This window comes from Sediminivirga luteola (genome assembly GCF_014639315.1).
GTDB lineage: Bacteria > Actinomycetota > Actinomycetes > Actinomycetales > Brevibacteriaceae > Sediminivirga > Sediminivirga luteola.
This window is the reverse complement of sequence record NZ_BMFY01000009.1, coordinates 1-12,155: the sequence shown is the minus strand read 5'-3', so window position 1 is coordinate 12,155 and position 12,155 is coordinate 1. Positions and strand designations below refer to the sequence as shown.

Below are 12,155 nucleotides of genomic sequence, written 5' to 3'. Positions count from 1 at the left end.
CCGTGCCCGTCCCGCTGCTGATCGCGATCGACGCCGAGCACGAACGGCGCGTGGTGGAACTGCTGGCCGCCAGGCCGGGAGAGGTCCTGGTGGGCCGCCGGCCGGCCGATGAGGTCGAGCTGCTCTCCGCCGCGGCTGCCGGCCATGGCTCCATCGCCCTGATCACTCCCTACTTTCCGGGCATGACCCGGGATGTGGTGATGCAGCTGCACGCGCACGGAGTGCGGGTGCTGTGCCTGGGCGCGGCGGCCGGTGCCCGCGCTCTGGGCGCCGATGCGGTCGTTCCGGTCGATGCCGCAGCCGACGACCTGCTGGCGGCACTGCACGACCTCCCGCCGGATCCGGTGCTGCCGCCGATGCCCGCCTCCCGGCCGCGGCCCCAGGGCCCCGGGCGCATCCTGGCGGTGAGCGGCACGGCGGGCGCCCCGGGCCGCACGAGCGTGGCGATCGGCGTGGCGGAGGAGCTGGCCCTCAGCGGTCACCGGACGATCCTCATCGACGCCGATCTGGCCGCGCCGAGTGTCGCGCCTGTGCTGGGCCTGCTCGATGAGGCCTCGGCGCTCGCGGCGCTGTGCCGGCTGGCCGGCAGGGAGCGCCTGACGCCAGGTGACGTGGCCGGGCATCTGGCGTTCCTGGATTCCGGTGTGGGCGTGGTCTCGGGCCTGGCCAGGCCCGAACGCTGGCCGGACATCGGCCCGGCGGCCATCGGGGAGGTGCTCGCGGTCGCGGCCTGCGAGGCGGCGTTCGTGGTGGTGGACACCGCGCATCGCCGGCCCGGCCCCGCCGAGACCGTGGGTCCGTCCCGCGAGGCGGTGACCGATGCGGTGCTGGAGGCGGCGGATGAGACGTTGTACGTCGCCGGCGGTGAAGTGCTCGGCATGCAGCGTCTCATCCTCGCCCTGGCGGCGGACGAGTCGCCGCGCGCGGACCGCCTCGTCGTGACCCGCGTGCGTGCGTCCGCCGCGGGCAGGGACCCGGAGCGGTCCATCGTCCACGCGCTGGAGCGCTATGCCGGCGGCACCGGCGCACTCCGTCTCGTCCCGGACGACCGCCAGGCCTACGACGCGGCGCTGCTGGCCGGGCAGACCCTCGCCGAATGCCGTCCGCGCTCACCGGCACGGCTGGCGCTGGCCTCCCTGGCGGCCGAGATCGGCGGCCAGGACGGAATCCCGGGGCAACGGCCGGGGCGCCGCGCACGTCAGGGGCGAGGGCGGCGGATGCAACTTTCGCCATGAGCGCCACTTCTGGGCGCCGCGCACGTCGCAGGCGACGGGCCGCGGCCGAAAGACAGCCGGAATCCTGCCGGGTCGCGGTCCCGGAATGGGAGAATGAGCGCATGAGCACCCGTCAGCGCTGTTACGTCCCCCTGACCCTCGACGCCTTCGCCGCCCGCTTGCGGACCGCGGACGGCCCCGCGCCGGAGACCAGCGACGGACGCGATCGAGCCGGTGGCCAGCACGCCACGCACGGACACGGTACGAACGCTCTGATCGTGGCCGAGGCCGGCGCGCAGGTGTGCGCGGTCGAGCCCGGGCAGCTCGCGCTCGGCGGCGAGGAGGCCGAGCTGGCGGAGTACGAGGCTTTCGCCGGCGCCGCGGCCCTCGCTGCGGGGCTGGCCACCGCCGGAGGAGCGGCTTCGCGCCGTCTCGTGCTGGCAGCCGATGCGCCCCGGGGTGCGCTGGAGCAGCTGGAAGGCCGAATACACCGGCTGCGCGAGCCGCTGCGTCTGGCCGATGTGGTCAGCGGGCACGTCGACGAACCCGAAGCGGTCGCGCGGGCACGCGCTGGGGACGACGGGGCCGGCGGGGACGAGGAAGCGGCCGCGGCACTGGCGGACGAGGACCTGCTCTGGTACGACGTCAGCGAGCTCGGGGACCTGGCGGCAGAGGCGTCCCGCCCCTGAAGGGCACCGCCGCCGCTTAGCCGAGGCGCGCCAGCTGAGCGTCCACCTGATCCGCGACGACGGGCTTCATCGCCTCCTCGATCCGGGCGCCGAACAGCGGCACCTGGCAGCTGACGGTGACCGCGGCCTGCACCTCGGTCGCCGGCTGGCCGTGCTGATCCGGCTGCTCGGCAACCGGGGCAAGAGTCAGCGTCGCGTCGAGGCCGGCCGGCGCGCCCGGGATCTGGGCGTTCATGGTGCCCTCGGCAGCGGAGCCGAACACCCAGTGCTGCACGATGACGGGCTCGGCCGGCAGGAAGCCGCTCACCGCGCCGGGGATCCGGTCCTGGGGCAGCGGCACGGTCGCCTCGATCCTCAGCGGGGCCTGGGCGGATGGAGCGGCGGCATCCCCCGCGTGGGTCACCGCAGAGCCCTCCGGCCACGCCTCCGGGGAGGCAAGCCGGGCGAGCAGCGCGGCGGGAGCGAGAGGGACGCGGCGGGTCAGGGTGAAGGAGGTCGGCATGGGACCATCCTCCCATGCCGGAGGCCACCAACGAGCGGGACGGCGAGCGGGATATTGTGGTGCGTAAACGGGCGCACGGAAGCGGACCCATCGACGACTGAGGTGAGAAGTGTCTTCTGAGGCATTCCTGTCACGTGGAATCGACGTGGAGGCCATCGAGCGGAGCTGGATCGAGCTGGAAGGGCCCGAAGGCAGTGGCCCGCCGGAGAACTTCCTCCGCTCCTATTACGCCCACCTGGACCCGGAGGACCGCGAGCTGCTCAGCGCCGGGGATCTGGCCAGGATCGCCCGGGAGCATTACGCGGTGGGAGCCATGCGCACCGGCGACGAGGCCGTCGTGCGGCTCTCCAATGCGGAGCCCGGGACCGAGGGGCATGGCGCGGGGCGCACCTCCGTGCACATCGTCAGCGAGGACATGCCCTATCTGGTGTCCTCGATCGTGGCGGATCTGTCCCAGCTGGGCTTCTCGATCCATACCGTGATCCACCCGATCCTGGCGGTCGACCGCCGCGGGGAGAAACCCGGGTTCCTGGACACCGCGGACGAGTCGTCGCTGGAGAGCGGTTCGGACACCTCGACCATGCCGATCCTGCCGGACCTCGGCGGCGCGCAGGTGGAGTCCTGGATCCACATCGAGATCGACCGCATCGGCGAGGACGAGTTCGCGCCGGTTCAGCACAGCCTGCTCGACACGCTCGCGCAGGTGGCCGCAGCCAACCGCGATCAGTCGGCGATGCGCCACCGCGCCCGGGAGATCGCCCAGGAGCTGGAGACCGGCGCGCCGCTGCCGGAACTCGCCGAGGAAGCCGAGCAGGCGGCGCGGCTGCTGCGCTGGCTGCGGCAGAACTTCCTGTTCCTGGGGTTCAAGGAGTACGACCTGGTCGCCGGTGACCAGGGCGACTATCTGCAGCCGGTCGAGGGCACCTCGCTGGGGATCATGTCGCTGCGCCGCGATCAGCGCACCCTCCCGGGCACGCTGACGTACGAGGTGGAGCGCAGGGCCAGGGAGAAGCACGTCCTGGTGCTGACGAAGGCGAACTCGCGCTCCCAGGTGTACCGGAACGCATACATGGACTACATCGGCGTGAAGCGGTTCAACGCCCGCGGCGAGGTGGTCGGGGAGCGCCGCTTCATCGGCCTGTTCTCCTCGCGTGCCTACGCCTCCTCCGTCATGGACGTCCCGCTGCTGGACCGCAAGGCCGAGCAGGTGATCGAGCGTTCCGGCTTCGCCAAGCACTCGCATTCCGGCCAGAACCTCATCTCCATCCTGGAGACGCTCCCGCGCGACGACTTCTTCCAGGCCAGCACCGAGGAGATCGGCGAGGTCGCGATGCAGGTGGTGGACCTGCAGGAGCGCCGCCGCTCGCGCGTGTTCACCCGCCGGGACCCCTATCAGCGGTTCATCTCGGTCATCGTCTACGTCCCGCGGGACCTCTACGACACCGCTGCCCGGCTGCGGGTGGAGCGCGTGCTGCGGGAGAGCTGCCAGGCCGAATGGGTGGACTTCGATGTGCTGCTGACCCATTCCGCCCTGGCCCGGCTGCACTTCGTGGCCCGGGTGGAGCGCGGCGTGCAGCTGCCGGAACTGGCCCCCGGGGAGCTCGAGGAGCGCATCCTGGCGGCGTTGCGCTCATGGAGCGAGGACGTCGCCGAGTTCCTCAACCCCAGCAACCGGATCTCCCGGCCCGATGAGGCCCGCCGCGCCTCCCTCTGGGCGAGGGCCTTCCCCCCGGGCTACCAGCAGTTCTACTCCCCGCGGGACGCCGTCGGCGACATCGCGTGGCTGGAGAAGGCCGCGGCCACCGATGAGCCGCAGGTCCGCCTGCACGAGCCGGCCGCCGCGCACGGCCTGCCGGAGGAGGGAAAACACGCCCTGCGGTTCAGCTTCTACCGCACCGAACCGCTTTCCCTGGCCCAGGTGATTCCCTATCTGAGCAATCTGGGCGCGGAGATCGTCGACGAGAAGCCCTTCGAGCTCTCCCTGTCCGATGGCACCACCCGGTACATCTACGACTTCGGCCTGCAGTTCGACCGCCCCCTGGGCCGCCAGGACCGGGCGCACCTGGAGAACGCGTTCCGGGACCTATGGACCGGCCAGGCCGAGACCGGCCGGCTGGACCGCCTGGTCATCGCCGCCGGGCTCGCCCCCCGCGAGGTCGTCCTGCTGCGGGCCTGCGTCCGGTACCTGCGCCAGCTCGGCCTGTCCTATTCCGATCGCTTCATCGGTGATGTCCTGGCGGACCATCCCGAGCTCACCCGCGGCATCGTGGAGTACTTCCGGCTGCGCTTCGATCCGGCGCTGGAGGAGGATCTGGATGCCCGTACCACTCGCAGCGAGGAGCACGCCGCCGCCTTGCGTGAGCGGCTCGACGAGGTCCGCAGCCTGGACGCCGACCGGATCATGCGGCAGCTCATCGAGCTGATCGCCGGGGTGCTGCGCACCAACTTCTATCAGCGGGACGAGCAGGGCAGGCCCACGCCGCACATCGCGCTGAAGACGGCGCCGGTGCGCTTGTCGTTCGCGCCCAAACCCCGCCCCGAGTTCGAGATCTTCGTGTACTCGCCGCGGGTGGAGGGCGTCCACCTGCGGTTCGGCAAGGTCGCCCGCGGCGGGCTGCGCTGGTCGGACCGCCGGGAGGACTTCCGCACCGAGGTGCTGGGACTGGTCAAGGCCCAGGCGGTGAAGAACGCCCTCATCGTCCCCGCCGGCGCCAAGGGCGGCTTCTACTGCAAGCAGCTCCCCCCGGCCTCGGACCGGGAGGCCTGGCTGGCGGAGGGACGCGCCTGCTACAGCACCTTCATCGGCGCCCTCCTGGACGTGACGGACAACCGGGTCTATGTCGACGGGGTGCAGGAGACCCGGCACCCGCGCGATGTGGTCCGCTACGACGACGAGGACTCCTATCTCGTGGTCGCCGCGGACAAGGGCACCGCCACCTTCTCCGATCTGGCGAACTCCATCGCCGGGGAACGCGGTTTCTGGCTCGGTGACGCCTTCGCCTCCGGCGGCTCGGTGGGGTACGACCACAAGGCGATGGCCATCACCTCCCGCGGCGCCTGGGAATCCGTCAAGCGGCACTTCCGGGAGCTGGGCACGGACGTCCAGTCGGAGGACTTCACCGTCGTGGGCATCGGCGATATGAGCGGGGACGTCTTCGGCAACGGGATGCTCCGCAGCCGGCACATCAAGCTCGTCGCGGCCTTCGACCACCGGGATGTGTTCATCGATCCGGACCCCGACCCCGAGGTGTCCTACGCCGAGCGGGAACGGCTGTTCCGGCTGCCGCGTTCGAGCTGGCAGGACTACGACCGCGCGCTCATCAGCGCTGGCGGCGGGGTGTACTCGCGCCAGGCGAAGTCCGTGGACCTCTCGGAGCAGGCCGCGCGGGTGCTCGGCGTGGAGCCGGGTCGCCGCACGCCCCAGCAGCTGATCTCCGAGCTCCTGGCCGCTCCGGTGGACCTGCTCTACAACGGCGGGATCGGCACCTATGTGAAGGCCTCCTCGGAATCCCATGCGGAGGTGGGGGACAAGGCCAACGACGGCATCCGCATCGACGGCGCCCAGCTGCGCGCCAAGGTCGTGGGTGAGGGCGGCAACCTGGGCCTGACCCAGCTGGGACGGATCGAGGCGGCGCTGGCCGGGGTCCGGCTGAACACGGACGCGGTGGACAACTCCGCGGGCGTCGACTGCTCGGACCACGAGGTGAACATCAAGCTGTTCCTGGGTCACCTGCTGGTCACCGGCGAGCTGAATCGCGAGGACCGGGACGAGCTGCTGCTGGGGATGACCGACGAGGTGGCGGAGAAGGTCCTGGCGCACAATTACCGGCAGAACGTCCTGCTGGGCGAGGCGCGGATCCAGACCACCGTCATGTCGCCCACGTACCTGCGAATGCAGCGTCAGCTCGAGCGCACCGCGGGCCTGGACAGCGCCGTGGAATTCCTCCCGGACCGGCGGGAGATCTCGCGCCGCCTCGCCAACGGGCAGGGCTTCACCTCGCCGGAACTGGCGGTGCTGATGGCGTACGTGAAGATGAACGCCGCCGACGAGCTCCTGGCATCCTCCGTGCCGGACGAACCGTGGGCGCAGGCACTGCTGGAGGAGTACTTCCCTCGCACCCTGGTGCAGCGCTACGGCCACCGGCTGACGGAGCATCCGCTACGCCGGGAGATCATCGTGTCGGTGCTGGTCAACCGGATGGTGGACAGCGGCGGCCTGACATATGTGTACCGCCTCCAGGAGGAGACGGCGGCATCCCTGCCGGCCATCGCCCGCGCGTTCACGGTCGCGACGGAGGTCTTCACGCTGGCGGACTACCGGCACAGCATCGAGGCGCTGGACAACGCGGTGCCCACCGAGACGCAGGTGGACATGCAGCTGGAGTACGTGCGGCTGCTGGATCGTGCGAGCCGCTGGTTCGTCACCCAGGCACCCGGTGGCCTCGACGTCGCCGCGGCGAGCGAGCGCTTCGGCCCGGCCGTTCACGGCCTGGCCCCGCGCATCCCGGAGCTGCTGCGGGGCCTGGAGCGGGAGGTGCTCCAGCGTCGTTCCGGTGAGCTGCGCGAACGCGGGGTGCCGGAGACGCTCGCGGTGCGCACGGCGGCGCTGCTGGACGAGTTCCCGCTGCTGGACATCGTGGAGGCGGCGGAGGCCTGCGGCGAGGACCCGCTGGTGACCGCGCAGCTGTACTATGCGGCCTCCGACCGGTTCCGCGCCGCCGAGGTGCTGGGGCTCATCGGCAGGCTAGAGCGCAGCGACCGCTGGACGGCCCTGGCCCGCGGCGCGCTCCGGGAGGACTTCTACCTGGAGCTGGCGCACATTGTGCAGGCCGCGCTGGCCGCGACCGATTCCGACCAGGACGCCGATGAGCGCCTGCGGGACTGGGAAGCGGGCAGCCAGGAGGGGGTCGCCCAGGCGCTGGAGACGCTCGACGAGGTGATCGAAGCCGAGGCGGGCATCGCCTCGGTCACGGTGCTGCTGCGCCGTCTGCGGTCCATCGCCAGGGCGGCCGCCGCGCCGTCGGCCGGGGCTAGCGCATGAGCTCGCTGACGGACCAGCTCGCCGAGCACGGCATCGGCGACCCCGACGACGTCGAGTGGCTCCAGCTGCTGGTGGGGGACTGGCAGCTGCTGGCGGATCTGGCCTTCGCCGATCTGCTGCTGTGGCTGCCTGGCCCCGACGGCACCTGGACGGTGGGGGCGCACTGCCGGCCCACGACCGCCATGACGGTGTACCCGCACGATCAGATCGGCCGGCTGGCCGACGAGCGCGAGCGGGTCCTGGTGGAACGGGTCGCGGAACGTCAGCTTCCGGTCTCCGCGGCGATCGCGGGACTGACCGCGAAGTCGCTGCGGGAGACCGAGGCGGTCCCGGTGGTGCGCGCCGGCAGGCAGCTGGGCGTGCTCTCGGTGCACCGCCAGCCGGGGCGCGCCGATGACCGCAACAGCCTGCAGGAGCAGCAGTACGTCCGCTGTGCCTCGGCTCTGCTGCGGATGATCGCCACCGGGTACTTCCCGGATGTCACGGCGCCCTCGCACGCGCGCCGCGGTGAGCCGCGGGTCGGCGACGGGCTGTTCATCATCGACGCCGACGGGCGCGTCGTCTACTCCAGCCCCAACGCCGTCTCCCTGCTGCATCGGATGGGCCACCGGGCGGACATCCGCGGTGCCTATCTGGCGCAGATCTTCACGGAACTGACCGAGCAGCTGCGGCCGGTCGACGAGACCTTGCCGCTGGTGCTCACCGGGCGGGTGCCCTGGCGCACGGAGGTCGAGTCGGGGCGGGTCTCCGTGACCATGCGCTCGATCCCGCTCATCGACGGCGGCGACCGGACCGGAGCGCTCATCCTCAGCCGGGACATCTCCGATCTGCGCCGCCGGGAACGGGATCTGCTCAGCCGGGACGCGATGATCCGCGAGATGCATCACCGGGTGAAGAACAACCTGCAGACCGTGGCGGCGCTGCTGCGGCTGCAGTCCCGCCGGATGTCCTCAGCGGAGGCCAAGGAGGCGCTGGACGAGGCGATGCGCCGGGTGGCGATCATCGCGGTGGTGCACGACACGCTGTCCCAGGGCACCGGTCCGGAGGTCGATTTCGACGAGATCGTGGACAAGGGCATGCGGCTGACCCCGGAACTCGCCTCACCGCAGGTGAACATCACCGTGGTGCGGGAGGGTGGCTTCGGGAAGATCTCCGCCGTGGACGCGACCTCGCTCGCCCTGGCGCTGACCGAACTGATCACGAACGCGGTCGAGCACGGGTTCCCGCAGCGCGGCGACGGCGGGGACGTCGAGGGCAGGATCTGGGTGCGGCCGAAGCGCTGCGGGGACCGTCTGCAGGTCACGGTCGCCGACGACGGGGTCGGCTTCGATGAGGCGAGCGGCCCCGGTACCGGGCTGGGCACCCAGATCATCAAGACGCTCGTGACGTCGGATCTGGCCGGCACCATCGACTGGCACGCCCGCGAGGGCGGCGGCACCGAGGTGGTCCTGGACGTGCCGCTGCGTCCCGACCGGCTGTGAGCGTGCGGGCCCGGCCGGGCCCGCACCTGCCGCGCGCAGCCCCACCGGGATGACCGTCCTGTCCAAGAACACACAGCGTGAGTGCCAGAACCACACCGTCTACGGTGTGGTTCTGGCACTATGGGCGTGTTCTGGCAGACACGACGGTGCTTTCGGCGTTCCCCTGAGCAGTTTCCCGCAGACAGCGTAAGAGGCCGGATCCCGCGGGGGATCCGGCCTCTTGTGCGCGTGTGAGCGCGGGGTCAGCTGGCTCGGCGGGCGCGGGCAGCGCGGCGCTTGAGCGCGCGGCGCTCGTCCTCGCTCATCCCGCCCCAGACACCGGCGTCCTGGCCGGTCTCCAGCGCCCACTGCAGGCAGGTCTCGGTGACCTCGCAGCGTCGGCAGACGCTCTTGGCCTCCTCGATCTGCAGCAGCGCAGGCCCCGTGTTCCCGATGGGGAAGAAGAGTTCCGGATCCTCATCGAGGCAAGCTGCGCGATGGCGCCAGTCCATAGTGGCCGATCAGTCCTTTCGTATCGTCGAGCCGTCTTGATGTCAGACAGGAGCGGTCTCGTGCGAGAAGAACGCACTGAGCCCCTCAGGGCATTCCCGGTCCGGCATGAGGGCACCTGCGTGTGACCTTACGGTCTTGGATGACGACACAGGCGCGTGAAGACGACTCATCCAAGCGTCACACACACCGACGGGGTGGCACAAGACCTAGAATTTGTGACGTCAGTGACAATCTTTTCGCATGTGAGGACGTGGACGCCATGACCGATGAAGCAGCGCTGCCCAACGGCGACGGCGGGGACTCCTGGCCGGCAGGAGTGCGAATCGTGGAGGTGGACGGGCACCGCCCTGAGATCCACCCGGAGGCCTGGGTGGCTCCGGGTGCGACGTTGATCGGACGGGTGCGCATCGGCGCGGGCGCGTCCATCTATTACGGCTGCGTGCTGCGCGCGGACCGTGAGCTGATCGAGGTCGGGGCCGGCACCAATGTGCAGGACAACACCGTCATGCACGCCGATCCGGGGCTTCCCCTGCGCATCGGGGAGCGGGTGTCGGTGGGGCACCGTGCGCTGGTGCACGGATGCACCGTCGGCGACGACGTCCTGGTCGGGATGAGCTCGACCCTGCTCAACGGCGCCCGGATCGGCGCCGGTAGCCTGATCGCCGCCGGTGCCGTGGTCCTGGAGGGCACCGAAGTGCCGGAGGGGTCGCTGGTGGCGGGCGTGCCGGGAAAGGTGCGCCGTGAGCTGACGGACGACGATCGCGAGCGGGTGCTGCAGAACGCACGGACCTATGAGGAGATCACCGAACTGCACCGGGCGTCCACGATCCTGCACTGAGCCGGGCTGGCCGGCACTGATCCGGGCTGACCGACGATGGACTGACCTGAACGATCTGAACTGGCCGGGCACCTGGAACGCCTGGCGCCCGGGGCCGCTCAGGGCCGTGTCCGGCCGTCTTGAGTCGGTATGCCTGGCGCCTCGCCGCGCCGGTCCGGGCAGCGTCCGGGCGGCTGACGCCGGTCCGGGCGGAGCTCGCCGCCGTCATACCCGCCGGGGCACGTGTGCCGGTCCGGCGTGGCTGGCGCGGCGTGGCAGTCCGCAGCCGGCCGTGCCCCGGCGACGGCGGGCGGGCGCGGACCTGACAGGGCGCATCGCCGTCGTGGATAATGGCATTCCGTGAATGCACTTGATCCTTCGCAGAACCGTGTGATCGTCGTCGGCGGCGGGCCGGCCGGCTATGAGGCGGCTCTCGTCGCCGCCCAGCTGGGTGCCGATGTGATGCTCGTCGAGCGCGGCCACGTCGGCGGTGCCGCGGTGCTCACGGACGTGGTCCCGTCCAAGACGCTCATCGCCACGGCGGAGCTGATGGGCCAGTTCCGCGAGGCGGAGTCCCTGGGCATCGATGTGCGGGCGGAGGACGGCGCCCCGGCCGCCGCCCGTGCGGAGCTGGCCGGGATCAACGCGCGGATCAAGCGCCTGGCCTCGGCCCAGTCGGACGATATCCGCCTGGCTCTGGTGTCCTCCGGCGTGAAGCTGATCGACGGTACCGCCACTCTGGTGGACAACAGGACCGTCAGCGTGGTCGAGCACAGCGGCAACGAGTACCAGCTGGACGCGACGACGATCCTGATCAGCGTGGGCGCGCACCCGCGCGAACTCGACTCGGCCAAGCCCGACGGTGAGCGCATTCTCACCTGGACGCAGCTCTACGAGCTTCCCGAGCTTCCCGAGCACCTCATCGTCGTCGGCTCCGGCGTCACCGGTGCGGAATTCGCCTCCGCCTATCACGCGCTCGGCTCGGAGGTCACGCTCGTGTCCAGCCGTGAGCGCGTGCTGCCCGGCGAGGACCAGGACGCCGCTGAGGTGCTCGAACGCGCCTTCCGCTCTCGCGGCATGAACGTGCTCTCGCGTTCTCGTGCCGCCGAGGTCGTGCGCGAGGGGGACGGCGTCCTGGTGACGCTGGCCGATGGCCGCAAGGTGCGTGGTTCCCACTGTCTGATGGCCGTCGGCTCCATCCCCAACACGGAGGGCCTGGGCCTGGAGAACGCCGGCGTGCAGGTATCCGAGTCCGGTCACATCGTGGTGGACCGGGTCTCCCGCACCTCGGTGTCGGGCGTGTACGCCGCCGGGGACTGCACCTCCGTGCTGCCGCTGGCCTCCGTTGCGGCGATGGCGGGCAGGATCGCCATGTGGCACGCGCTGGGCGACGCGGTCTCGCCGCTGAAACTGCGCCACGTGGCCTCGAACGTCTTCACCGCTCCGGAGATCGCCACCGTGGGCGTCTCCCAGAAGTCCCTCGACGACGGCGTCATCGACGCCGAAGTCGTGCGGGTCCCGCTGAGCACGAACGCCCGCGCCAAGATGCAGGGCATCGAGGACGGTTTCGTCAAGCTGTTCTGCCGGCCGGCTTCCGGTTCGGTGCTGGGCGGGGTCGTGGTGGCGCCGAAGGCGAGCGAGCTCATCTTCCCGATCGCCGTGGCGCTGGAGAACCGGCTGACGGTGGACCAGCTGGCCAACACCTTCGCGGTGTACCCCTCGCTCAGCGGTTCGCTCTCCGAGGCCGCGCGCAAGCTCCACCGCCGCGCCTGAGCCCACTGCGCAGGCCTCGTCCGGCCGGCATCGTTCCGGGCCGTAGAGCGAGGTGGCGCTTTCGTGGCTCTTCGGACTTCTGGTGGGGAGCGGGACTCGCGGCGTAGCTGAGGGTGGGTAGGGGTCGAGGTCCTCGATGATCGGTA

8 protein-coding genes are annotated in these 12,155 nt (G+C 71.0%); 6 read left to right on the top strand and 2 right to left on the bottom strand.

The window, feature by feature from the left end; genetic code table 11:
* Positions 1-2: 2 nt before the first annotated feature.
* Both IEW13_RS10690 and IEW13_RS10685 read left to right on the top strand, forming a co-directional pair.
* On the top strand, positions 3-1,235 hold the full coding sequence (locus IEW13_RS10690) for a CpaE/TadZ family protein (protein ID WP_188550910.1): 1,233 nt from the start codon (positions 3-5) through the stop codon (positions 1,233-1,235).
* A gap of 101 nt (positions 1,236-1,336) precedes the next feature.
* Entirely contained in the window at positions 1,337-1,903 is a 567-nt protein-coding gene (locus IEW13_RS10685) for a DUF6912 family protein (protein WP_188550909.1), read from the top strand.
* A gap of 16 nt (positions 1,904-1,919) precedes the next feature.
* On the opposite strand, the gene IEW13_RS10680 is transcribed toward IEW13_RS10685, so the two are convergent.
* A complete protein-coding gene (locus IEW13_RS10680; protein WP_188550908.1) occupies positions 1,920-2,405 on the bottom strand; it encodes a DUF2505 domain-containing protein in 486 nt (161 codons plus the stop codon).
* Positions 2,406-2,550: 145 nt separating this feature from the next.
* On the opposite strand from IEW13_RS10680, the gene IEW13_RS10675 reads away from it, so the two are divergent.
* Positions 2,551-7,446, top strand: a complete 4,896-nt coding sequence (locus IEW13_RS10675; RefSeq protein ID WP_229745088.1) for an NAD-glutamate dehydrogenase — start codon at positions 2,551-2,553, stop codon at positions 7,444-7,446.
* Complete coding sequence (locus tag IEW13_RS10670) at positions 7,443-8,927, top strand: sensor histidine kinase (RefSeq protein ID WP_188550907.1); 1,485 nt, start codon at positions 7,443-7,445, stop codon at positions 8,925-8,927. The genes IEW13_RS10675 and IEW13_RS10670 overlap by 4 nt, the downstream gene beginning before the upstream one ends.
* Positions 8,928-9,169: 242 nt before the next feature.
* Here IEW13_RS10670 and IEW13_RS10665 read toward each other — a convergent pair whose 3' ends face one another.
* Complete coding sequence (locus IEW13_RS10665) at positions 9,170-9,418, bottom strand: WhiB family transcriptional regulator (RefSeq protein WP_188550906.1); 249 nt, start codon at positions 9,416-9,418, stop codon at positions 9,170-9,172.
* Positions 9,419-9,678: 260 nt separating this feature from the next.
* Between IEW13_RS10665 and IEW13_RS10660 the strand changes: the two genes are divergently transcribed.
* Positions 9,679-10,257, top strand: a complete 579-nt coding sequence (locus IEW13_RS10660; protein WP_188550905.1) for a gamma carbonic anhydrase family protein — start codon at positions 9,679-9,681, stop codon at positions 10,255-10,257.
* A 339-nt stretch (positions 10,258-10,596) separates the two neighbouring features.
* Positions 10,597-12,009, top strand: coding sequence for an NAD(P)H-quinone dehydrogenase (locus tag IEW13_RS10655; protein WP_229745087.1), 1,413 nt, complete (start codon positions 10,597-10,599; stop codon positions 12,007-12,009).
* The last annotated feature ends 146 nt before the right edge of the window (positions 12,010-12,155 follow it).

What these genes read in the sequence shown, in the direction of transcription:
- IEW13_RS10685 (WP_188550909.1), top strand. Translation starts at nt 1,337, where the DNA reads ATGAGCACCCGTCAGCGCTGTTACGTCCCCCTGACCCTCGACGCCTTC.
- IEW13_RS10680 (WP_188550908.1), bottom strand. Translation starts at nt 2,405, where the DNA reads ATGCCGACCTCCTTCACCCTGACCCGCCGCGTCCCTCTCGCTCCCGCC.
- IEW13_RS10670 (WP_188550907.1), top strand. Translation starts at nt 7,443, where the DNA reads ATGAGCTCGCTGACGGACCAGCTCGCCGAGCACGGCATCGGCGACCCC.
- IEW13_RS10665 (WP_188550906.1), bottom strand. Translation starts at nt 9,418, where the DNA reads ATGGACTGGCGCCATCGCGCAGCTTGCCTCGATGAGGATCCGGAACTC.
- IEW13_RS10660 (WP_188550905.1), top strand. Translation starts at nt 9,679, where the DNA reads ATGACCGATGAAGCAGCGCTGCCCAACGGCGACGGCGGGGACTCCTGG.